The sequence below is a fragment of the Dysgonomonas sp. genome (genome assembly GCF_035323175.1).
Lineage (GTDB): Bacteria > Bacteroidota > Bacteroidia > Bacteroidales > Dysgonomonadaceae > Dysgonomonas.
The window spans coordinates 28,045-49,131 of record NZ_DAOKYH010000022.1; the positions used below are offsets into that span (position 1 = coordinate 28,045).

Here is a 21,087-nt window from a genome sequence, read left to right on the forward strand (position 1 = left end):
ATGGAAATCAATGATTATATACAAATCTTCCTTTTTCTATTTTTGCTTATAGCGTTGACACCTATATTGGGTTCATTTATGGCCAAAGTATTAAATGGAGAGAAAAATATATTAACTCCGATATTTAGCAAACCAGAGAAGTTAATATACAAAATATGCGGAGTAGATACAAACCTATCAATGAATTGGAAGAAATACACCATGGCATTGTTACTATTTAACCTGATAGGATTTATCTTCTTATTCTTAGTATTAGTTACTCAGCAATGGCTACCATTAAATCCTCAGCAGACAGGTAATATGAATTGGCATACTGCATTTAACACTTCGGTGAGCTTTATAACCAATACCAATTGGCAATCATACTCAGGCGAAACAGGGCTGAGCTATTTCAGCCAAATGATAGGACTTACAGTGCAAAACTTCTTAAGCGCAGCAACAGGGATTGCTGTTTTGACTGCACTAATACGTGGAATAAAAGGGAAGACAACAGATGTCCTTGGTAATTTTTGGGTAGATATTACCCGTTCTACACTCTATATCTTACTGCCTTTATCCATCCTACTTGCAGTCTTATTGGCCGGACAAGGAGTAATCCAGAATTTTGATAGTTACACCCATGTCACAACCCTGCAAGGAAATACACAAGTTATACCACAAGGTCCCGCAGCATCTCAAATTGCGATCAAACAGTTGGGAACTAATGGAGGAGGCTTCTTCGGGACAAATAGTGCCCATCCGTTTGAAAACCCAACACCTTTTTCCAACTTTCTGCAACTTTTATCCATTTTGCTTATCCCTGCGGCTTTGACATACACTTACGGAAAAATGGTGAAATCACAAAAACAAGGCTGGGCGATATTTGCAGCTATGTTTATTTTATTGGGAGCAGGCCTTTTTGTCTCTTTATATTCCGAATTTCACCAATCGGACGTTTGGCACAATATGGCTTATATGGAAGGGAAAGAAACCCGTTTTGGAATAACAAATAGTGTGCTGTGGTCAACAGTCACAACTGCTGCATCCAATGGATCGGTTAATGCTATGCATGACAGCCTCACTCCTCTTTCGGGAATGGTAGCCATGATAAATATGATATTGGGCGAAGTCATTTATGGCGGAGCTGGTGCAGGTTTATACGGTATTGTCATATTTATTATACTCACTGTATTTATCGCAGGCCTTATGGTTGGCCGTACTCCTGAGTATTTGGGTAAAAAAATAGAAGCTTTTGAAGTGAAAATGGCTCTTATAGCAATACTTAGCCCTTCTATTGTTATTCTATTATTTTCAGCTATTGCATGTTCTATTCCGCAAGGACTGTCGAGCCTGAATAATGGCGGTTCGCACGGATTATCAGAAATACTGTATGCCTTTACTTCTGCCGCAGGCAATAATGGTAGTGCCTTTGCCGGACTCAATGCATCTACCATTTTCTATAATCTCCTAATAGCTTTGGGAATGCTTATCGGACGGTTCGGTATTATCATTCCTGTGCTTGCGATAGCAGGAAGTCTTGCTGAAAAGAAAATCATCCCGGTGTCTCAAGGGACGTTCCGAACTGATAATCTATTGTTTGTTGGATTACTTATATCAATTATTATCATCGTTGGAGGTCTGACATTCTTCCCTGCTTTATCGTTAGGGCCAATAGTAGACCATATCCTAATGCAAAACGGAGTTCTATTTTAAAAACAACAGAATAATGAAAAGTCAAAATAATAGTTTCTTAGATAAAAAGATATTGATAGAGGCTATCAAAATGTCCTTTATCAAATTAAATCCGAATTTATTAATCAAAAATCCGGTTATCTTTATTGTTGCTATCGGAGCTTTACTTACAACCATCATTGTTTTGAAAGGAACGATAGACGGAGTATTCTCTACTTTCAACTTACAAATAGCAATATGGTTATGGATAACTGTTTTATTCGCTAATTTCTCGGAAGCTATTGCCGAAGGAAGAGGCAAAGCTCAGGCTGAGAGTCTGAAAGCCAATCGTTCCCGGACTAAAGCCCGCCTTCTGAAAGATGGAAGGGAAGAAATTGTAGCTGCCGAAAATTTGAAAAAAAATGATGTTGTAATCTGCGAAACCGGAGATATTATTCCATCCGATGGCGAAGTGATAGAAGGAATAGCAACCGTAGATGAGTCGGCAATAACAGGAGAATCAGCTCCTGTAATCAGAGAAAGCGGAGGTGACCGAAATGCAGTAACGGGAGGAACAAAGGTATTAAGCGATAAGATTATTATTAGAATAACTTCCGATGCCGGAAATACATTTATCGACAGGATGATCGCATTAGTGGAAGGAGCGAAACGGCAGAAAACACCAAACGAGATTGCCTTGACTATTTTACTTTCGGGACTTTCTATTGTTTTTCTTCTTGCAGTGGCCACACTACCTTCTTTTTTCGGTTATAGTCTACATGAATCAGGGCTACCGCAATCAAACAATTTGAGCTTGCCCGTACTAATTGCCCTTTTGGTCTGTCTCATTCCTACCACTATCGGAGGATTGCTGAGCGCAATTGGTATAAGTGGTATGGACAGACTTATGAAGCATAATGTAATAGCGACTAGCGGACGTGCAATAGAAGCCGCAGGTGATGTGGATGTGTTGTTGCTAGATAAAACAGGAACAATCACTTTGGGAAATCGTATGGCGACCAATTTTATTCCCGCCGAAGGTGTAAGCCTAAATGAAATAGCCAATGTGGCACAACTATCTTCTCTGAGTGATGAAACACCCGAAGGTCGTTCGATTGTCATTTTGGCTAAAGAGAAGTTTAATATTCGGGGGCGTGACCTTGCGGGAATAGAAGCGGAATTTATCCCTTTCACCGCACAAACCCGAATGAGTGGTGTAGATATAACTGTTGATGGCAAGATACAAAAAATAAGAAAAGGCTCTGTAGATGCGATACGTTCTTTCGTTTTTAATAATAACGGCTTCTTCCCTGAAGATATAAAACAGGAGTCAGATGAGTTGTCACAACAGGGAGCCACTCCTCTGATAGTAGCAAGGGATAACAAGGTGTTAGGTATTATACACCTGAAGGACATTGTGAAAGGGGGGATTAAAGAACGCTTTACCCAATTACGAAAAATGGGAATAAAAACAGTGATGATTACCGGAGATAACCCGTTAACCGCTGCCGCCATTGCAGCAGAAGCCGGAGTAGATGATTTTTTGGCTGAAGCAAAGCCGGAAGATAAACTTAGAAAGATAAGAGAAGAGCAATCCAACGGTCATCTGGTGGGAATGATCGGTGATGGCACAAATGATGCTCCTGCTCTTGCCCAATCGGATGTTGGCATAGCTATGAGTAGCGGCACACAGGCTGCACGGGAAGCCGGAAATATGGTCGATCTGGATAGCAACCCGACTAAGCTGATAGAGGTAGTCGAAGTAGGTAAACAATTGCTTATGACCCGCGGAGCGTTAACCACATTCAGTATAGCCAATGATGTAGCAAAATATTTTGCAATCATTCCGGCAATAGGTGTTACATTATATGCCGGAATATCAGGTAGAGGAGCTTTATCTGTATTGAATATTATGAGTTTGTCTTCTCCCGAAAATGCAATTTTAAGTGCAATTATATTCAATGCTCTTATAATTATATTTCTGATACCTCTGGCTCTGAAAGGAGTAAAATACAGAGCTGAATCACCATCCAAGTCTTTGCTACGTAATCTTTGTATTTATGGGCTTGGTGGTATTGCAACACCATTTATTGGAATCAAACTAATAGATATGTTATTACAAATATTCTGAACAAAAATGAAAAGTCAATTAATTATATCATTAAAAATATTGGGAATAATGACTCTACTTTTAGGCGTTATTTATCCTTTGTTCATAACCGGAATTGCTCAATTAACTTTTCCGTCAAAGGCAAATGGATCATTAATTGAAGTCAACGGTATATTGCGAGGTAGTGAACTAATTGGTCAAAAAACAGATACAGTGATCTATTTCAATCCCCGACCATCAGCGACAGATTATAATACGCTGGCATCGGGAGGTTCGAACCTCAGCCTGACAAGTAAGAAGCTATACGAACTTGTGCAATTGCGAAAAACAGACATCACAACAAAGAATAAATTATCTAATGAAACCATCGTCCCGGCAGATTTGTTATTCGCTTCAGCTAGTGGATTAGATCCGCATATCTCGCCCGAGGCAGCAAAGATACAAATACAACGTATATCTGAAGCCCGAGGGTTTTCGGAAGGACAAAAACAAAAACTAAATATGTTGGTAGATAAACTGACAGAGTCACCTCAATTTGGTATATTCGGATGCAAGAGAGTAAATGTTTTTATGCTAAATTTGGAACTGGATAAGTTGAAATGAAAATGGAAGAAAATCGTCCTGATCCTGATAAGCTTTTAACTTCGATAAATCAGGAAGAGGAAACCAAGAAACGTGGGAAGTTGAAGATATTTTTCGGAATGTCACCCGGTGTAGGCAAAACCTATTCGATGCTACAAACGGCACATATAGATTTGTCGAAAGGAGTTGATGTGGTGGTAGGATATATAGAGTCTCACAACCGACCGGAAACAAGCGCCCTATTAGAAGGTCTCGAAATTATCCCCCGTACAAAAATAGAATATAAAGGAACATCTCTTGAGGAGATGGATTTGGATGCCATTATTTTGAGACATCCTTATCTGGTTTTGGTAGATGAGCTTGCACATACCAATGCAGAAGGAAGCCGCCATGCAAAACGTTATCAGGATATACAAGAGTTACTCGACAATGGTATAAATGTATATACTACTGTCAATATCCAACATCTGGAGAGTAGAAACGATACAGTAGCTCAGATAACAGGGGTAACCGTTAAAGAGACCATTCCGGACGAGCTGTTTGAAATGGCGGATGATGTGGAGTTGATAGACATTACCCCAAATGTTCTTCTCGACCGTTTGGCAGAAGGCAAGATATACGGATTACCGGAATCGAGAGAAGCCGCAAAAAACTTTTTCAGGAAAGGGAATATAACAGCATTGCGTGAGATGTCGCTTCGCCTTGTTGCCGACAGGGTAGATAAACAGCTTAAATCTTACATGCAGCAGAAACAAATAGCTGGTCCGTGGAAGTCGGGGTTGCATCTGCTGGTTCTTGTAGGGCCAAGTAAATCTTCTGCCAAGCTGATACGATGGGCAAAAAATTTATCATATACGATGGGTGCCGACCTCGTCGCTCTGCATGTGGAAAACACACAGGTATTAAATGAAGAGCAACAAGAACAATTGTCTAAAAATATTGATCTTGCCCGAGAGTTTGGTGCAGAAGTAATAATAACCTCAGGAAGCGATCTTGTTTCCACAACACTGGACATTGCACATAAAGAAAACATTACGCATATTATTATTGGTAAATCGGGCAAACAGAGTTTCTTTTCATCACTATTTTCACGTGACAACTTTGTAAATCGGTTACTGAAAGAAAGTGGAGAAATAGACATTTACGTTATAGAACCGGGGTTTGAAGCAAAACAATATAAAAGAAAGTTAGTTTCTTATCCGGATTTTTCATCCTCATACAAACATTACATCATAGCTTTTCTAGCCGTATTGGCTACTGTTTTGCTTTGCTTGCCTATTGTTAGGGAGACCGGCTATCAGTCGATATCTTTTATTCTGCTATTTGTAATCCTCATCCTATCCATGTTTTTCCGCTTAGGTCCTATCATGATGGCTTCGGCTGTAAGCGCAGTAGCATGGGATTTCTTTTTCATAACACCCCAATATACATTAAAGATAACTCAACCCGAGGATTTACTTGCTTTCTGTATGTTCTTTGCGGTAGCATTAGTGACGGGAACACTAACAGCCAAAGTAAGGAAGCAGGAACGATTGACACGCAAGAGAGCCGAGAAGACAAACGCTTTGTTTCACCTGACGAAACAACTTGCAAATGCAGAAAATACGAAAAAAATTTTAGAGGTTTCTAAAGAAGATATAAACAACTATTTTGGCGTAGATGCATATTTTCTCCTTCAAGATGGAGAAGGCAGATTAAAGAAAAAACAACAAAATGCGAAGCCGGGAGACTTTACGGAATCGGAATATAGTATTGCACAATGGGTTTTCAAACATTCGAAAAAGGCAGGAAAATACACTGACACTCTTTCTTTAAGTGAATATACTTTCTATCCTCTGAAAGGCATGAAAACGAAAGCGGGAGTTGTTGCGATAAAACCTAAAAAGAAATTTAACGGAGAGACTGAGCTATTTTGGGATACATTCCTTACACAGATATCGAATACGTTAGAGCATCATGATCTTGCTCAACAAGCAAAAAAAGCAAATCTGCTTGACGAATCAGATAAGTTGTACAAAACACTGTTCAACTCTATATCGCATGAGCTAAGGATTCCGATTGCTACAATTATGGGAGCATCGGACACTCTCCTAGCCGACTCACATCCCGAAAAAGTACGGAAGGAGCTATACAATGAAATACTAACAGCATCGGGACGACTGAACCGTCTGGTAGAGAATCTATTGAATATATCGCGTCTCGAAACAGGGAAGATAACATTGCATACCGATTGGTGCGACATGAATGATCTGTTTAACAAAGTAACAGATAATCTACGAGACGAACTGAAACCTTACCGCTTGGATATTGTTGTCCCGCAAACAATGCCTTTAGTCAAACTCGATTTCGGGTTAATGGAACAGGTATTGCATAATTTGGTTTACAATTCGTGTAAATACTCAACCCCTGGAACATCAATCCGATTAAAATCTTTCTATGATAATGAATATCTGATTATTCAGGAAATGGATCGGGGACCCGGTTTTCCTCCTGACACACTACCTTTTGTTTTCAATAAATTCTTCAAAACGGAACATAAAACAACAGGGGGATTAGGCTTGGGGCTATCTATTGCTAAAGGATTTGTGGAAGCTCATAAAGGAACAATAAGTGTAGAAAACAGGCAGAATGGAGGGGCACGTTTCACAATAAAAATACCGACAAAAATATCTTACATAAACGAATAAGCAGGATGAATACAGATACAATTCTGATTGTAGACGACGAAACTCAAATACGCCGCCTGTTGGAAATAACTCTTTCGGCAAGCGGATACAAAACGATAGAAGCAAGCACGGGTAAAGAGGGTCTTCTGATGGCGGCTTCATACCAACCCTCACTTATTATCCTCGATTTGGGCTTGCCTGATATCGACGGAATAGATGTGTTGAAAAATCTGAGAGAGTGGTTCTATAAGCCAATAATTATTTTATCTGTACGCAATTCGGAAGAAGATATTGTACATGCTCTCGATAAGGGAGCAAATGATTACCTCACAAAACCTTTTAGAACAGGAGAACTGCTTGCCCGCATACGAGCATCACTAAGACAGGGACAAACAGCAAACGACACTCCTATATTTCAGATCGGAGACCTCTCTGTTGATGTAGCAAACCACATTGCGAAGAAAAAAGATGAATTATTAGACCTAACGCCAACGGAATTCTCATTACTAAGTTTATTTGTTAAAAATCAAGGATGTGTACTCACCCATCAGTATATCCTCAAAGAAGTATGGGGATATGGTTATGTAGAGCAAACCCAATATCTGCGTGTGTTTGTTGCCCAATTGAGAAAAAAGATAGAAGATAATCCCACTAAACCTACTCTATTAGTTACCGAATCAGGTATAGGATATCGGTTCGGGTTATAAATATAAGCCCCGCCTTTACAACTACCACTATTCATTATTTAAATCATATTGTAAAATATCAAAATCATATTGTGTAATTTTTTGAAATTTCTATAATCTACTTTTGTGATGAATAGAAATTTTAAAACATGAATAACACTTTCAACTTTTTAGCTTTTGACTTGGGAGCAACTAGCGGACGTTCTATACTCGGAACGTTTGATAATGGAAAATTGGAATTGCGAGAGTTGACCCGGTTTGGCAATGATATATTACAGATACAAGGAAAGTACTACTGGAATATATATTCTATATACAACTCCATAAAGGAAGGCATGCGAGCAGCAGCATCTTTGGATATAGCAATTAATGCAATAGGCATAGATACATGGGGAGTCGACTTTGTCTATGTGGCCGAAGACGGAACAATATTGAATCTTCCTCGTTCTTACCGAGATCCATATACAGAAAGAAGTCCTGAAAAATACTTCAAACTCATCCCCAAAGAAGAAGTATATAAGCTTACCGGAATACAAATCATGAACTTTAACAGTCTATTCCAACTGTATGCTGCCAAGATGGAAAAATCGGCGGCATTACAATCTGCAAAAGAGATATTGTTTCTTCCCGATGCATTGTCTTATCTTTTGAGTGGAAACAAAGCCTGCGAATATACTATAGCTTCTACGTCTCAGTTTCTTAATCCGTTAACAAAAAAGATAGAAAATAAACTACTAGAAGCGATTGAAGTACATCCCTCTGTCATTCCTCCGCTAATAAAACCGGGGAAAGTAGTCGGATTGCTTCGAGACTCAATAGCTAAAGAGTGTGGATTAAATCCAATTCCGATAATTGCAGTAGCAGGTCATGACACTGCGTCTGCCATTGTTTCAATACCTGCAAAGAATAAAAAATTTGCATATATAAGTTCCGGCACATGGTCGTTGATGGGCATAGAAGTAGATGAGCCCATTATAAATGAGCAATCATATAAAATGAACTTCACAAACGAAGGTGGGGTTGAAGGTACAATTCGTTTTCTAAAAAACATCACAGGCATGTGGCTGCTGGAGCAATGCCGCAAAGAATGGGAACAGCTAGGGCGCACCTACATTTACGATGAGATTATAAAAATGGCAAAAACAGCAAAAGGCTTTCAATGCTTTGTTGATCCGGACGATGCCGTCTTTGCTAATCCGGAGAGTATGATAGAATCTATTATAAAATTCTGTACCGACACCGGACAAAGTACACCAAAAGAAGATGCTGAATTTATACGTTGTATTTTTGAAAGCCTTGCTTTAAAATATAAATATGTATTAAGTTGCCTTTGTGAATTATCTCCTCACACTATCGAAGTTCTGCATATTATAGGTGGCGGCTCACAAAATAAATTATTAAACCAGTTTACAGCTAATGCAACAGGTCTTCCCGTTGTGGCGGGCCCATACGAAGCTACAGCCATAGGAAATATAATGATGCAAGCGAAAGGATTGGGCTTGGTAAAGTCTCTTAAAGAAATAAGAACTATAATCAACGAGTCATTTACCCTTGAATCTTATGAACCACAAGACACTGAATTGTGGAATAACGCTTACGAAAAATTTTTGAAATTAATAGAAAAATAAAGAAGTGACCATGAAAAAAAATGAATTAGTATTAAAGTCTTTTGAAATAGCAAAAGAACGCTATTCGGAAATAGGCGTTGATGTAGAAGCTGCAATTAAGACATTACAAGATGTTGCAATCTCTATTCACTGTTGGCAGGCTGACGATGTAACGGGGTTTGAGAATCTGACAAATGTAGGAGGCGGCGGTATTCAGGCTACGGGAAATTATCCCGGTAAAGCTCGTAATATTGACGAGTTACGTTCCGATATTGAAAAAGTATTAACCCTAGTAGGAGGAAACCATCGTTTAAACTTACATGAGATATATGGCGAATTTGGCAATAAAGCAGTAGACAGAGATCAGGTCGAACCTTCTCATTTTACGGGTTGGATGCAATGGGCTACAGAAAATTCTTTAAAACTGGATTTCAACTCTACCTCATTCGGTCATCCTAAAAGCGGAGATTTAACACTTGCGAATCCTGACAAAGCTATTCGCGACTTCTGGATTGAACATACAAAGCGTTGTCGTGCTGTGGCTGAGGAAATGGGTAAGTTCCAAAACGATCCGTGTATAATGAACTTGTGGATACATGATGGTATGAAAGACCTGACAGTAAACCGCTACAAATATCGTCAGATATTGGAACAATCATTAGATGAGATCTTTGCGACAGAATATCTCAATATGAAAGATTGTCTAGAATCTAAACTTTTTGGTATTGCACTGGAAAGTTATACAGTAGGCTCTCATGATTTCTACCTGGGTTATGGAGCAAAGAAACAAAAAATAGTAACATTAGATACAGGTCACTTCCATCTTTCCGAAAATGTGGCAGACAAAATCTCATCATTACTATTATATACTCCCGAGATAATGCTACACGTAAGTCGTCCTATTCGCTGGGATTCGGATCATGTAGTTATACTGAATGATGATGTTATCGAACTGGCAAAAGAAATTATCCGGGCAGATGCATTGAATCGTGTACATATAGGTCTCGATTTCTTCGATGCATCTATCAACCGTATAGGCGCATACGTCATCGGCATACGAGCCACACAAAAAGCTCTATTACAAGCTTTGCTTGAGCCAATAGCAACATTACGGGACTACGAAGCCAACGGACAATATTTTGAACGTCTTGCACTTCTTGAAGAAGCTAAAGCTCTGCCTTGGAATGCTGTTTGGGACTATTTCTGTCTCAAGAATAACATCGCTGTAGGAGAAAACTATATTAGGGAAGTACAACAATATGAAAAAGATGTAACAGCTAAAAGGATATGAAAATATCTGTAAAGCGAAAAAAGCATTCTTAGTATGAATACAATAATAGGTTTGGTTATAATTGCAATAGGGAGCTTGGGGCAGTCCAGTTCTTATGTTCCGATCAATAAAGTAAAAAATTGGTCATGGGAGTGTTTTTGGCTGATACAAGGTATTTTTGCTTGGTTTGTTTTTCCTTTTGTCGGAGCACTCCTGGCGATGCCGGACGGGCTGTCCCTTTTCGATGTTTATTTACAGGAAAGCGTCGCTGTTTATAAATCTGTCGGCTATGGAATTCTTTGGGGAATTGGAGGTTTAACATTTGGTCTGAGTATGCGTTATCTGGGAATTGCTTTAGGGCAGTCTCTCGCTTTGGGTACATGTTCGGCATTCGGAACGTTAATTCCGGCTTTGCTCAAAGGGCAAGATCTGTTTAGTGGCGAAGGATTGGTTCTACTTACCGGAGTGAGTATTGCCATTGCAGGGATAGCCGTTATCGGGTATGCCGGTGCATTGAAGTCGAGCAACATGAGTGAGGATGAAAAGAAAAAAGCTGTAAAAGATTTTGCCTTAAAGAAAGGTTTACTCATTGCAATATTAGCCGGAGTAATGAGTGCCTGCTTCAATCTAGGACTCGAAGCCGGGGCACCTATTAAGGCTCACATCCTCTCATTGGGCTCAGAAAGCTTGTTGACTTTGAACCCCATTATATTACTTGTCACTATTGGAGGATTTGTTACAAATGCATGTTACTGCTTGTTCCAAAACTATAAGAATAAGAGTTTCAAAGATTATACGACAATCGCAGCATCCAACTGGATTAATAATCTTCTATTCTGCGCATTGGCAGGGCTATTATGGTATTCTCAGTTTTTCGGATTAGGAGTAGGACAAAGCTTCTTCGAGCCGGGAAGTGTTATGATGGCTTTTTCGTGGAGCATCCTGATGTCGCTCAATGTCTTGTTTAGTAATATTTGGGGTATCATACTCAAAGAATGGCAAGGTGTAAAGAAAAAGACGATTGTAATACTTGTAACAGGACTAGCGATTTTGATATTTTCGATAATTTATCCACAACTTTAAATAATAGAAAATGATTTTTAATATTAACGATAAGCTGAAAGAACAGCTTGATGAAGTAGCCGAAATTGCGGGTTATCTGTGGCAAAAAGGATGGGCAGAACGCAATGCCGGAAATATTTCAATAAATATAACTGATATTGTCGGAGATGAAAACAAAGACATACCGCCTTTGTCTAGTTTTCAGCTTCCTAAGAATATGATAGAATTGTCCGGTGACTTTTTCTACGTAACAGGAACAGGAAAACGAATGCGAGATGTGGCAAAAGACCCATTAAAAAATGGCTCTATCGTGAGAGTTTCAAAAGATGGCAACTCTTATGATGTTATCGCAGTAGAAAACGTAAAACCGACATCCGAGTTAGCCTCACATTTTTCTATTTTATCTTCATTCAAGAAACAAGGATCAAAGAACAGGTTGGTATTACATACTCATCCAACAGACCTTATTGCATTGTCTCACATTCCTGAGCTGAAAAGCAGCGAGGCTTTGAACGATCTATTATGGGGAATGCACCCTGAAACGTTTATCGTTGTACCTCGAGGTATAGGTCTTGTGCCTTACGAAGTACCCGGAACTACCGCTATAGCGCAGATAACACTTCCTGTACTCGATAAACATGATATTGTAATTTGGGAAAAGCATGGAGTATTTGCCGTGGGTGAGAATCTGACAGATACGTTCGATTTGATTGACACACTTTCGAAATCGGCACAGATATATGCATTTGCCAAAACTTGCGGATACACACCTGAGGGATTAACCAAAGAACAAATAAAAGGCCTGATAGAACCTTTTAATATACAGATTTGATACAGCTATAAGACTAATAATGAATCCATCCGGACTTTCTTACATAACAATATGAAAAAGAAAAATCTGGATGGATTCTATTTTAAGGGATAAAAAAATGATACAAGGATTATTATGACAGGTCGAAGGCTAAAACCCATTATTCGTTTTATCTTCCCATACTCCCTGAGTAAATCTTCTATGCTCTAAGGGAGTAATATTTGTTTTCTTTTTGAATGCAGTAAAAAAATACTCTTGATTTTCAAATCCCATCAGATAAGCGATTTCTTTCACAGGAATAGCGGTATTTGTCAATAGCTCTTTCGACTTTTGTATTTTTAGTTCCTGAATATATTGCAAAGGTGCAAATCCTGTGTATTCTTTAAAAACCTTACGAAAACTGGAATAGCTCATATTCAATTCGTTTGCAATATCCTTCGGTTTTATATCTCTGAAATTTTCAAGAATCAGTATTTTTGCTTTGTTTACGTGATTTATAACTTCGGAACCTTCATAGGAATAATTCTTATCTAAAGAATATGCCAACCCTAACAAGTGATTGACTATTCCAGCCAACATTTGTTGAAACCCTGATTTTTGTTCTGCTGCTATTTCAATTGCCTGTTTGTATAAAGCTACTATCTGATCGTTTAAGCCGACCTGAAAAATTGGTTTCTTTTGATTGAAAAATCCATTAGCAACCCTGTTATGAATATTTATTCCGTTAAAACCAATCCAATATTCGTCCCAACCGGTGTTCTTGTCCGGCATATAATTATGCCACTCTCCGGGAAACAGTAAAAATATAGTTCCGTCCTTTACCGATTGGAATTTTTTTGTTTCGATGCTATTAGAAATAAATTTGCCATTTCCTTTTGTTATATATAATAACTGATATTCATCCAGAATACGCCCCCTTTCTGTTGAAAACAAGTAGTGTGTAGGATGATTTCTTGGAGGGTATACCGTCTGAGGCGTAATAGACTGATACCCCACAGAATTAATTGTCAGGCCCCAAAGCTGGTCGCTTTCATTCACTATTAAATATTTCAGATGAATTGAATTTTTCATGTAATATCAAAAAAGAATAAGGCAAAGATTATGAGTACAAATTAAAAGCAAAACATTTAGATTGAGGCACATTTAAGTATGAATAATGGTAAAAATATCATTTCTTACAATCTATATATCAATTTGTCTAATGTATCAGAACCCCATGTATATAAATAAACCCTAAAAGTTGATAGCTTTTAGGGTTCTCTCGAATAATCGTGGTTTTTCAATTTACATTCAATTGCGCCTTAAATATTAACCTCCAACAACGGGCTGTTCCATCCTTTAATATCCAATTTTATATTATTGTTACTAATAGAGCCTTTATTTACCTTACATTCCAGGATTTTCTTTTGTCCGGGTAATATACTTATATAATTGTCGGACCAGAAAGCAGGGGTAATCATCACTCCTCTGTTATCCTTTAATTTCAGATTTACCATAAATGCTATTTTACCTGATGGATTCTTTATCTCTACAGTATAAATTATATTATCCTGCTCTTCTGACTTGTTTGTCTGAATATCTAACTCAACTGTTTTTAAAGTAGATAAACTCTTGAAATCCGCATAACTTTTAGCAGGAGTATGCACCCAGTCGGTTTTATCCCACAAATATTCATCTGGCTTAGAAGATAGGCAATAGAAATTATCAGCGACCACCTCACCTTGCTGATTCAATATTTCTAAAGCAAGAAATACATTTTCTTTTAGAGGGGCTAGTTGTAAAATATTGACAGATGTATTTGTTCTGATATCTAATGGTATTTCTTTTTTCTCTTTAACGGTAGAGTTTATATCAAACACCTGTACAATAGCCTTGTATCCGCTTATATCTTTTAGCTGTTCATTAACGGCATATATACTATTATTTCCATAATTATAGATTAGCTGAAGCGGTAGATTCGCTTTCTTCACAGAATAATAAGCAGCCGTAGGCACTTTGTAATAATCGTACATTTGCCAATACAAAGATGGCCATGCTGAGTTTAGCATCCATTGAACAATGCCTGTGGTTTTGCCTATATTTACTCTAAATGCTTCAAACATAGCTCGAGTGCCATCGTAATTGACAAGATTAGCCTTCATCAGATAATCTTCCAGATTTTTAGCCTGTCCGTATTTATTATTTATGACAGTTGTGAGTTCTTTCAACGAGTTCATTGCTGCAGTAGAGGTCGTACAATGGGAATTCCAAGTATCATTTAACGGCCACAATTTGTCTTCGGGTATAAATTTTTTAATCGATTCTAAAACGGGAAGTTGTGCTCCTATTCCTGTTTCGGTATTGTAGCCAAATGCACCGCCATAAAGAGTATCAATATACCAATAGTTTGGTCCCACATACTCATAAGGTCCGGCCATTTTAGTTCCTGTTTTTCCAGACAGTTCGCTTGTTCTTTCTTTTGCTGCACCTACATAGATTCTGTTATCTGATTCTTTCAAGAATGCTAAATATTTTTCTTCCAATTTTGGTATAGGAAGCATATCGCTTCCCGGCATCCAAGATATAATACTCGGATGATTGCGCAACCATAGTACTTGTGTGGCGAAGGATTCTGCTATAAGGTCGATTTCTTTATCAGTGAGTATGCAACCATACATTTCATCACATGGTTTTCCATAATATGCCTCCCACTCCCATTGGCAACTCCAACCTACAACAGCCATTATTCCGTATTTATCACACAAGTCATATATATTAGAGCTTGTACCCCAAAAACTTTCGAAGCGAATCATGTTCATATTCATGTCTTTGACATACTGCACCTGTATTTCGTTACTCTCAGGAGTATCGCGCAGGAATATATCGTCTGTCCATCCGGCTGCTTTTAGCAAAATGTTCTTTCCGTTTAGTTTAAAACCTCTATATCCTTCTTTTGTCAGATAAGATTCTATTTGACGTATACCAAAGGTTATATCTTCTCTGTCTGATACAGTATTATCTGTTTTAAATTTTAAGTCCAGATTGTAAAGTTCGGGGCTGCCCATATTATTGCACCACCAAAGTCGAGGATTTTTGATGTGTAACATTGCCGCCTCAACCGATGTTATCTTTACTTTTTTCTTTTCGTAAGGAGCCAAAGTAACCGAATAAGAAAATTCTTTCGATTCTATTTCTCCAACCAAATCTCCTGAAATTTCCTGATCTGTAAGATTTTCAACTTCAGTTTCTATTGTAAGCCACGCTTCCTCTAACGTTTCAGTATTTACCTCAGGTTTCACATATGTATTATTCAATCTTACATTGCCTGTTATAGATAGATATACATCCCTATATATTCCCATACTTTCGTCAGCCGGGCGAGGATTCCAATCGGCAAATCCTGTATTAGGATCTCCGGGGCGGGCTCTAAAAACTTCTACAGCTAAAACATTATTATCTGATTTTACATGTGGGGTTACATCAAAAGAGAAATGACGGTATGTTCCATATATAGAATCTTTTGAGGCTATTAATTCTCCATTCAACCAAATATTTGCATAATATGATATTCCATCGAAACAAAGAGATACATGCTGATTATTATTCAACTCAGGCAATGCAAATTCATTACGATACCAGAACGCTTTATCAAACTGGGTTTTATCTATATCTTTAATATTTGCTCCTACAAAAATATCAGGAAAAACTCCATTTGCAGTAAGAACACCCATCACCGTAGATGGAACTGTTGCTCTATACCAATTCTCTATCGACTGTTGAGAACTAGATACAAAGTCTCCTTTACCTTCTATGCTATCAGACGATTGAATATACCAGTTAGTAGCTAGATTAATTTTTTGATGTATATTCTCCTCTTGTTCACGGCAAGAGTTTGCCGAAAAAAGAAGACATAGTAATATAAATACTGATAATAGTTTTTTGTAAATCATGGCATTTGACTTGAGTAATTTATCTGTTTTTCTTAGTAGATGAAAATATACAGAAAATTGTAAATATTGAGAAAGAGAATGCAAGATTATATCTTGCATTCTTCTATCCCCAAAAACATTAAAATTGATTAGAAATTGGCTTTGTTCACATCCCACCAAATACGAGTTATAGGTAAATCTGGACCTCCTAATTTTTTAATTGCATCAGCAACTCCCTCTGCATTACCACTTACTTCTGATTCAGAGAATTCAACTCTACGGAATCCCGTTTCTGTTGGAACAGCACCTCCGCTCGTGTTATTAGTAATAGGGAATAATTTAGGATAGCCTGTGCGGCGATATTCAGCCCAAGCATTATATCCCTCAGGAAATCCGGCAATCCATTTTTGAGTAATAATTTTTTCTAGTTTAATCTCATTACTTGCAGCATCATCCCATTTTGGAGAAACTTTAGATACTGCCGGGCTACTTTCTGTAGCAGGTTGTAATTGATCCGTAAATGCCACCGGAAGCTTATCACTATTAAGGTAATCGCTAAGAGAAACTTTCCATTGACTGAAAGATTTTGTTATTCCTGATTCATAATAAGACTTGGCTGTACCACCTCCCATATTCCATCCTCTCAAGACACCCTCTGCACGAAGAAAATCTGCTTCTGCGGCAACCAGTAATATTGCAGGCATAGAGTTATCATTCATATGAATAGGAGGAGAAATCTTATAAAGCAATGGATCTCCACCAGGTACATACTTGTTCTCGGCCAAATTATGAATTCCCTGACGCATTCCTTTTATTTGACCAATATGTTCTCCTGCATTTACCGGTAAAGCATAGGCTTGTAAACGAGGGTCTTGATATCCGGATAAAATTGATTCGACATTAGCACTTATAGAGGTATCTCCCCATTTAGCAATTGCTGTAAGTGGATGAAAATATCCTTTTCCACTAATAGTAAAATTACCACTATTATCTTCTATCAAACCATATGCCGCTTTTACAGCTTTCTCTGCTTCTGTTTTAGCTAAATTAGGATCAGCTTTAACAATACGCATAGCTAAACGAAGATGTAATGTATTTGCATATTGTATCCATTTAACATAATCTCCTCCGTATGCCATATCAAATTTAGCAAAAGGTTTTGCAGTACGAGTCTCTTCTGCATTTACATATGCATTAAGTACTTGAACAGCTGTATCTAGATCTTTAAAGAAATTTTTATACAGTTCTTCAACAGAATCATATGTACCTCCTGTTTTTGAATCTCCATAAGTAGAGTAGATAACAGGTCCATATATATCAGATAAACGAGCCAATGCTGTTACCTTTAGTATTTTATTGATAGCATCAAAATGTCCATAAAAGTCATAATCTTTCTCCGACTCTTTTTTAACAATAAGGGTACTGGGCATCATATAAGCATATGTATAATCCCAAGCAGGATCACTCCATCCCGGCTTATAGGAATATGTTCTGTTATCACTTGTAACACCACCAAAGGCTGTTGCCGGGCATAGATAGCCAGAAAATATATCCGCGTTTAGATTCTGCATCACCTGAAAAGTCCAATCGGTTCCCCAACCCCAGTTAAAATTGCAATATATCATTTGTTGCATTCCCGGGAAATAAGCTCCTATTTGATTAAAATCATAGGAAAGTTGCTCCTCATCTATTCCTATTTTATTTTTATTGAGGTCATCAAAATTATCAGTACAGGACGGGATTAGTCCCAATAATAAAAGCCCGACAATTGTATGTTTTAATATCTTTTTCATATTTTCTAGATTTTAGAAGTCTAATTTTAAATTAAATCCAAATGATCTTAGCGATGGCATGCCAAAAACATCTATACCTTGCAAGTTATTTCCGGTAGATAAAGATGCATCGGGATCATACGATGCACTATTTTTAAAAAAGAATAAATTTTTTCCAACAAATGAAAGTTCACAGCCTCGTATAAATTTATTACCAAATAATTTTGCAGGAAATTTATAGCCAAAAGATAACTCTCTCAATCTTATATTCGTAGCACTTTCCACATAATATTCAGTAATACCACTACGTCCGCCAACAGCATCATAAAATCCTTTCACATCTTCAATTTTTTTACCATCAAAATTTACATAACCTATATTTCTGTCATCTCCTGTCCTTTTAGTCACACCATACAGATCAAGATCAGCTTGAGTAATTGATAATACATCGCCTCCAAAACGTCCATCTATAAGGAAATACAATGTGAAGTCTTTATATTTGAATGTATTACTCCAACCTAAATTGAATTTAGGGGCACTATTTGCTATTTTTTCAAAATCGCCTGTTGATGCATAAGGAAGATCTTTATCGTTATACAAGATATTCCCTTTATCGTCTCTAGCAAATGTTCTACCATATATATCACCAAAAGCTCCCCCTTTATATAAACGCATCTGATAGTTATTTGAATTTTGATCTCCAAACTTAAAGAAATCTAGATCTTCAGCAAGTTCTTTAACCTTATTACTATTCTTTGCGAAATTTACTGAAGTTTTCCAAAGAAAATCATTCGTCATTATCGGACTACCTCCTAATACTATTTCTATACCTTTATTTTCGATGTCTCCTGCATTAATGTAATAGTAGGAATAACCTGATCCTGAAGGTGCGGGCATCGTAAACAACTGATTTGTTGTATTAGTTTTGTAGAATGTAAAATCAAAATCAATTCGGTTATTCAAGAATTTCCATTCTGTACCAAACTCCCAGGATTTTGTCATCTCGGGTTTCAATTCAGTAAATGGGGCATAACCATTTTGAATTAGAGACCCACCAGCTCCTATCGAATTGATTGGATGACTAATATATGGAGGTAAACCATTTCCTACTTTAGCCCAAGAACCTCTGACTTTTCCAAAACTAATAAATTCTGGTAGCTTAACAGCTTCATTTATAACCCATGTCAAACCTACTGAAGGATAAAAGAAACCATTATCTACACTTTTGGTATATGCTAATGTGGAAGTCCAATCATTTCTAGCTGTAACATCAAGAAATAAACAATCTGCAAAACCTACTTGTCCTGCAAAAAAGATAGATTGCGATTGAGTATGTAAATCCTCTTCTGTAATATAACCTCCATTCAGGTCGATGTTTGCAACTGTAAATACATTGGGGAAGAACAAGGTACTCGGACGAGAGTCTAATCGAAGCGACTTATTTCGTTGATCTGTAACACTTGTACCTAAGGATGCAGATACTGAAAATTTATCATTTAATTTTTTCTGATAAGTCATTAATAAATCCGCATAAGTACTTAACATTGTTGCTTCGTAAGTTATATACCTACCATTTTCTCCAGCCAGATTGTTATGAGTCCCTACATACATCTTCTGATTATATTTATCTGATATATAATCAGCTGTACCTCTTGCCTGAATATTTAAATCTTTAGTTATCTTGTAATTTACAGATAGATTTGCAATAGTACGTAATCGAACATCTTCACTTGGGGTTTTATTCACTAACCAATAAGGATTCTGATCCATATCTGAAAATCCACCATACCAATTCTGTACATATAGGTTGCGACTTTCGTTAAAACGTTGATAATTATTTTTATAATAATCGAACGACTCGCCTCCCTGAACGCCACCTCTTGGGAAATGGTATAGACCGACCAATGGATTCATATAATATCCTCCTGGTGTAGACCCATTATTTAACCTTTGATATAATAAATTGATATTAGCGTCAAGCGTCAGTTTATCATCGAAAAAGTTTGCTGTTTCACGAAAGTTAAAGTTGTGTTTATTCAGAGTATTATTCTCAATAACTCCTTTACCATAAGTATTCGCATAAGAGAAATATGTCTGCATTTTTTCCGACCCAGAACTTAAAGCAATTGAGTTTATGGTTGTTATTCCAGTATTAAAGAATTCCCCCGTGTAGTCGGACTTTGAACCTTTTGTAATCTTATCTCCCCAACTCTTTTCTGCTCCGGTATAAGTATTCTGAAAATCAGGAATACCATAAGCTGCATTATCAAATGTTGTATTAGAGTTAAAGCTAATCGATGTACGTCCCACTTTTCCTTTCTTTGTTGTAATAACGATAACACCGTTAGCAGCCTGACTTCCGTAGAGAGCTGCGGCTGATGGCCCTTTCAGTATATTCATTGATTCAATATCATCTGGATTTAGATTAGATATACCATCACCTCCATCACGATTTCCGGCATCATTAGTACCACCAATGGAAGTAGAAGTTTGATCTGTAATTGCATTATTCATCGGAACACCATCAATTACATAAAGAGGCTGGTTATTTCCTGATGCGGAACGATTACCCCTAATAACAACTTTGGCTGAACCTCCTAATCCTGAAGCACTCCTATTAATTTGAACTCCTGCAGTTTTACCGGCAAGAGCTGTAATCATATTAGGATCCTTAGTCCTTGTCAGCTCATCACCTCCGACAACTTGAGTAGAATAAGTTAGAGATTTTTCTTTCTTTTTAATACCTAATGCTGTTACAACTACTTCATCAAGCACTTGAGAATCTTCCTTTAATGTAAAGTTCATTATTGTTTGTCCTTTCAATACGACTTCTTGTGGATGGTAACCAACATAAGTGATTACAAGAGTAGCATTTGCCGGAACTGTCAAGCTATAATCGCCATCTACCCCTGTCATCGTTCCATTTGTTGTGCCTTTTTCTGACACGCTGGCACCAATCAAAG

The 21,087-nt window shown here is 37.5% G+C and carries 13 protein-coding genes; 9 read left to right on the forward strand and 4 right to left on the reverse strand.

Features of this window, described 5'->3' with window-relative positions; all coding sequences use genetic code 11:
* From kdpA to rhaD, 9 genes are all read left to right on the forward strand, one after another.
* Positions 1–1,692, forward strand: coding sequence for a potassium-transporting ATPase subunit KdpA (gene kdpA / locus PKC55_RS16370; protein ID WP_291128389.1), 1,692 nt, complete (start codon positions 1–3; stop codon positions 1,690–1,692).
* A 13-nt stretch (positions 1,693–1,705) separates the two neighbouring features.
* Positions 1,706–3,781 carry a potassium-transporting ATPase subunit KdpB gene (kdpB, locus tag PKC55_RS16375; RefSeq protein WP_283687722.1) on the forward strand — a complete coding sequence of 692 codons (2,076 nt, stop codon included), beginning with the start codon at positions 1,706–1,708 and terminating at the stop codon, positions 3,779–3,781.
* A 6-nt stretch (positions 3,782–3,787) separates the two neighbouring features.
* On the forward strand, positions 3,788–4,363 hold the full coding sequence (gene kdpC / locus PKC55_RS16380; RefSeq protein ID WP_283687723.1) for a potassium-transporting ATPase subunit KdpC: 576 nt from the start codon (positions 3,788–3,790) through the stop codon (positions 4,361–4,363).
* Positions 4,360–7,029, forward strand: coding sequence for a DUF4118 domain-containing protein (locus PKC55_RS16385; protein WP_291128383.1), 2,670 nt, complete (start codon positions 4,360–4,362; stop codon positions 7,027–7,029). The genes kdpC and PKC55_RS16385 overlap by 4 nt, the downstream gene beginning before the upstream one ends.
* A gap of 5 nt (positions 7,030–7,034) precedes the next feature.
* Positions 7,035–7,715, forward strand: coding sequence for a response regulator (locus PKC55_RS16390; RefSeq protein ID WP_291128381.1), 681 nt, complete (start codon positions 7,035–7,037; stop codon positions 7,713–7,715).
* A gap of 128 nt (positions 7,716–7,843) precedes the next feature.
* A complete protein-coding gene (locus PKC55_RS16395; RefSeq protein WP_291128378.1) occupies positions 7,844–9,322 on the forward strand; it encodes a rhamnulokinase in 1,479 nt (492 codons plus the stop codon).
* A gap of 10 nt (positions 9,323–9,332) precedes the next feature.
* Complete coding sequence (locus PKC55_RS16400) at positions 9,333–10,592, forward strand: L-rhamnose isomerase (RefSeq protein WP_291128375.1); 1,260 nt, start codon at positions 9,333–9,335, stop codon at positions 10,590–10,592.
* Between the two features lie 33 nt (positions 10,593–10,625).
* Positions 10,626–11,654: an L-rhamnose/proton symporter RhaT gene (gene rhaT, locus PKC55_RS16405; RefSeq protein ID WP_291128372.1), complete on the forward strand. Its 1,029-nt coding sequence runs from the start codon at positions 10,626–10,628 to the stop codon at positions 11,652–11,654.
* Between the two features lie 10 nt (positions 11,655–11,664).
* Entirely contained in the window at positions 11,665–12,465 is an 801-nt protein-coding gene (gene rhaD / locus PKC55_RS16410; protein ID WP_291128370.1) for a rhamnulose-1-phosphate aldolase, read from the forward strand.
* A gap of 129 nt (positions 12,466–12,594) precedes the next feature.
* Here rhaD and PKC55_RS16415 read toward each other — a convergent pair whose 3' ends face one another.
* The 4 genes from PKC55_RS16415 to PKC55_RS16430 form a co-directional block, all read right to left on the reverse strand.
* Positions 12,595–13,515 carry an AraC family transcriptional regulator gene (locus PKC55_RS16415; RefSeq protein ID WP_291128369.1) on the reverse strand — a complete coding sequence of 307 codons (921 nt, stop codon included), beginning with the start codon at positions 13,513–13,515 and terminating at the stop codon, positions 12,595–12,597.
* Between the two features lie 230 nt (positions 13,516–13,745).
* Positions 13,746–16,373 (reverse strand): glycosyl hydrolase 2 galactose-binding domain-containing protein, encoded by a 2,628-nt coding sequence (locus tag PKC55_RS16420; protein WP_324373580.1) that lies wholly within the window; start codon positions 16,371–16,373, stop codon positions 13,746–13,748.
* Between the two features lie 128 nt (positions 16,374–16,501).
* The gene (locus PKC55_RS16425; RefSeq protein WP_283687731.1) at positions 16,502–18,145 is read right to left on the reverse strand and encodes a RagB/SusD family nutrient uptake outer membrane protein; all 1,644 of its coding nucleotides are present in this window, start codon (positions 18,143–18,145) and stop codon (positions 16,502–16,504) included.
* Positions 18,146–18,157: 12 nt separating this feature from the next.
* Positions 18,158–21,087: SusC/RagA family TonB-linked outer membrane protein (locus tag PKC55_RS16430; protein WP_324373581.1), on the reverse strand; the 2,930-nt coding region annotated here is incomplete at its 5' end.

Coding starts and splice junctions, on each gene's coding strand:
- kdpA (WP_291128389.1), top strand. CDS start 1: ATGGAAATCAATGATTATATACAAATCTTCCTTTTTCTATTTTTGCTT.
- kdpB (WP_283687722.1), top strand. CDS start 1,706: ATGAAAAGTCAAAATAATAGTTTCTTAGATAAAAAGATATTGATAGAG.
- kdpC (WP_283687723.1), top strand. CDS start 3,788: ATGAAAAGTCAATTAATTATATCATTAAAAATATTGGGAATAATGACT.
- PKC55_RS16385 (WP_291128383.1), top strand. CDS start 4,360: ATGAAAATGGAAGAAAATCGTCCTGATCCTGATAAGCTTTTAACTTCG.
- PKC55_RS16390 (WP_291128381.1), top strand. CDS start 7,035: ATGAATACAGATACAATTCTGATTGTAGACGACGAAACTCAAATACGC.
- PKC55_RS16395 (WP_291128378.1), top strand. CDS start 7,844: ATGAATAACACTTTCAACTTTTTAGCTTTTGACTTGGGAGCAACTAGC.
- PKC55_RS16400 (WP_291128375.1), top strand. CDS start 9,333: ATGAAAAAAAATGAATTAGTATTAAAGTCTTTTGAAATAGCAAAAGAA.
- rhaT (WP_291128372.1), top strand. CDS start 10,626: ATGAATACAATAATAGGTTTGGTTATAATTGCAATAGGGAGCTTGGGG.
- rhaD (WP_291128370.1), top strand. CDS start 11,665: ATGATTTTTAATATTAACGATAAGCTGAAAGAACAGCTTGATGAAGTA.
- PKC55_RS16415 (WP_291128369.1), bottom strand. CDS start 13,515: ATGAAAAATTCAATTCATCTGAAATATTTAATAGTGAATGAAAGCGAC.
- PKC55_RS16420 (WP_324373580.1), bottom strand. CDS start 16,373: ATGATTTACAAAAAACTATTATCAGTATTTATATTACTATGTCTTCTT.
- PKC55_RS16425 (WP_283687731.1), bottom strand. CDS start 18,145: ATGAAAAAGATATTAAAACATACAATTGTCGGGCTTTTATTATTGGGA.